This is a genomic window from Brevundimonas sp. (genome assembly GCF_036399195.1).
In the GTDB taxonomy this organism is placed as follows: domain Bacteria; phylum Pseudomonadota; class Alphaproteobacteria; order Caulobacterales; family Caulobacteraceae; genus Brevundimonas.
Map to the genome: position 1 here is coordinate 1 of NZ_DASWNO010000290.1, position 2,116 is coordinate 2,116.

General features: G+C 67.1%; 2 protein-coding genes. Both read left to right on the forward strand.

Annotated elements, in window-relative coordinates:
- Positions 1 to 633 (forward strand): MATE family efflux transporter (locus VGB60_RS12720; RefSeq protein WP_331038618.1); only part of this gene is annotated, 633 nt, incomplete at its 5' end.
- Positions 634 to 769: 136 nt separating this feature from the next.
- Positions 770 to 2,116, forward strand: a 1,347-nt coding sequence (gene metG, locus VGB60_RS12725) for a methionine--tRNA ligase (protein WP_331038619.1), incomplete at its 3' end; no start/stop codon positions are given.

Here is a 2,116-nt window from a genome sequence, read left to right on the forward strand (position 1 = left end):
GAGCGCGAACAGCGCAAGATCGGCTACGGGGCCGGTTCCAGCTACTTCATCGAGGTCGGCGCCTTCGCGGCCATGACCTTCATCGCCGGCCAGCTGGGCGCCATCGAAACGGCGGCCTGGACGATCGTGCTCAACGTTTCGGCCATCGTCTTCATGGTTCCAATGGGCCTGTCCGCGGCGACGGCGGTGCTGGTCGGGCGGGCCTATGGAGCCGGGGACGGGCGCGCCGTGCTGAGGGCCGGTCTTGTCGGGATCGGCGTCGTCATCGCCCTGACGCTGCTGGTCGCGCTGGTGCTGTGGCCCACCGCGCCCTGGGTCGCCAGCGCCTACAACCGCGATCCGGCTCTGCTGGCGGTGGTGATCCCCGCGCTGGTGCTCGCGACCCTCTTCTTCGTCGCCGACGGCATTCAGGTCGTGTCGGCCTCCGCCAACCGCGCCGCGGGCGACGTCTGGTGGCCGACGATCATGCATTTCGCCGCCTACACCCTGATCATGATGCCGCTGGGCTGGTGGCTGGCGCACGAGATCGGCGTCGACGGCCTCGTCTGGGCGGTGATCATCGCCAGTCTGGTGTCGTCGGTCCTGCTGACCGGGCGGTTCGTGCGGGTGGCGCGGCGGCTGCCGCAGGGATGAGGGATGAGGGATGAGGGATGAGGGATGTGTCACTAGGCGGCGGCTTGCGATTTGGCGTCGCACTCGCCACTAACCGTGACCAGTCCCTACTCCCTCATCCTAGTCCCTCATCCCTAGTCCCTCATCCCCGGCCTTCATGTCCCGCATCCTGATCACCTCGGCCCTGCCGTACATCAACGGCATCAAGCATCTGGGGAATCTGGCGGGCTCGATGCTGCCGGCGGACGTATGGGCCCGGTTCAAGCGGGCGCAGGGTCATGAGGTGCTCTACATCTGCGCCACCGACGAGCACGGCACGCCCGCCGAGCTTGCGGCCGCGGCGGCCGGGCAGGACGTCCGCGCCTACTGCGACGAGCAGCATGAGATCCAGAAGGCGGCAGGCGAGGCCTTCGGCCTGAGCTACGACTGGTTCGGCCGGTCATCGAACGCGCCGAACCACCGCCTGACCCAGCATTTCGCCGACGTCCTCGAGAAGAACGGCTTGATCGAGGAGCGGGTCGACAGGATGGTCTATTCGGTCGACGACGCGCGCTTCCTTCCTGATCGCTACGTCGAGGGCACGTGCCCCCACTGCGCCCACGTCGGCGCGCGCGGCGATCAGTGCGACAACTGCGGGCGGCTGCTGGATCCGGTGGACCTGATCGATCCCTATTCGGCGGTCTCTGGTTCCCGGAACCTCGAGGTCCGCGACACCCGGCACCTGTATCTGCTGCAGACGAAGCTGGAGCGGCGCATCCGCGACTGGATCGGGACCAAGACCGACTGGCAGACGCTGGCCCGCTCGATCGCCCTGAAACATCTCGACGAGGGGCTGATCGATCGCGGCATCACCCGCGACCTGAAGTGGGGCGTGCCGGTGGTCGGGCCGGACGGCGGGCCGCGCCAGGGCATGGAGGGCAAGGTCTTCTACGTCTGGTTCGACGCCCCGATCGAGTACATCGGGGCCACGGAGGAGTGGGCGAACGCGACGGGCCGGACCTGGCGCGACTGGTGGCGCACCGACGAGGGCGCCGACGACGTCCGCTACGTCCAGTTCATGGGCAAGGACAACGTCGCCTTCCACACGGTCAGCTTCCCGGTGACGATCCTGGGCAGCAGGGAGCCGTGGAAGCAGGTCGACCAGCTGAAGAGCTTCAACTGGCTCAACTGGTACGGGGGGAAGTTCTCCACCTCGAACAAGCGCGGCGTGTTCATGGATGCGGCGCTGGAACTGCTGCCCGCCGACTACTGGCGCTGGTACCTGATCGCCAATGCGCCGGAAGGGTCCGACACGGCCTTCACCTGGGAACAGTTCCAGAGCGCCATCAACCGCGACCTGGCCGATGTGCTCGGCAACTTCGTCAACCGCATCCTGAAGTTCAACGAGAGCAAGTTCGGCGGCGTCGTCCCCGCCGGAGGAGACCCCGTGACTATCGAGGACAGGCTGTACTCCGCCGTTTCGCAGCGGCTCGCCGAACTCACCGAGCAGATGGAAGCCATCGAG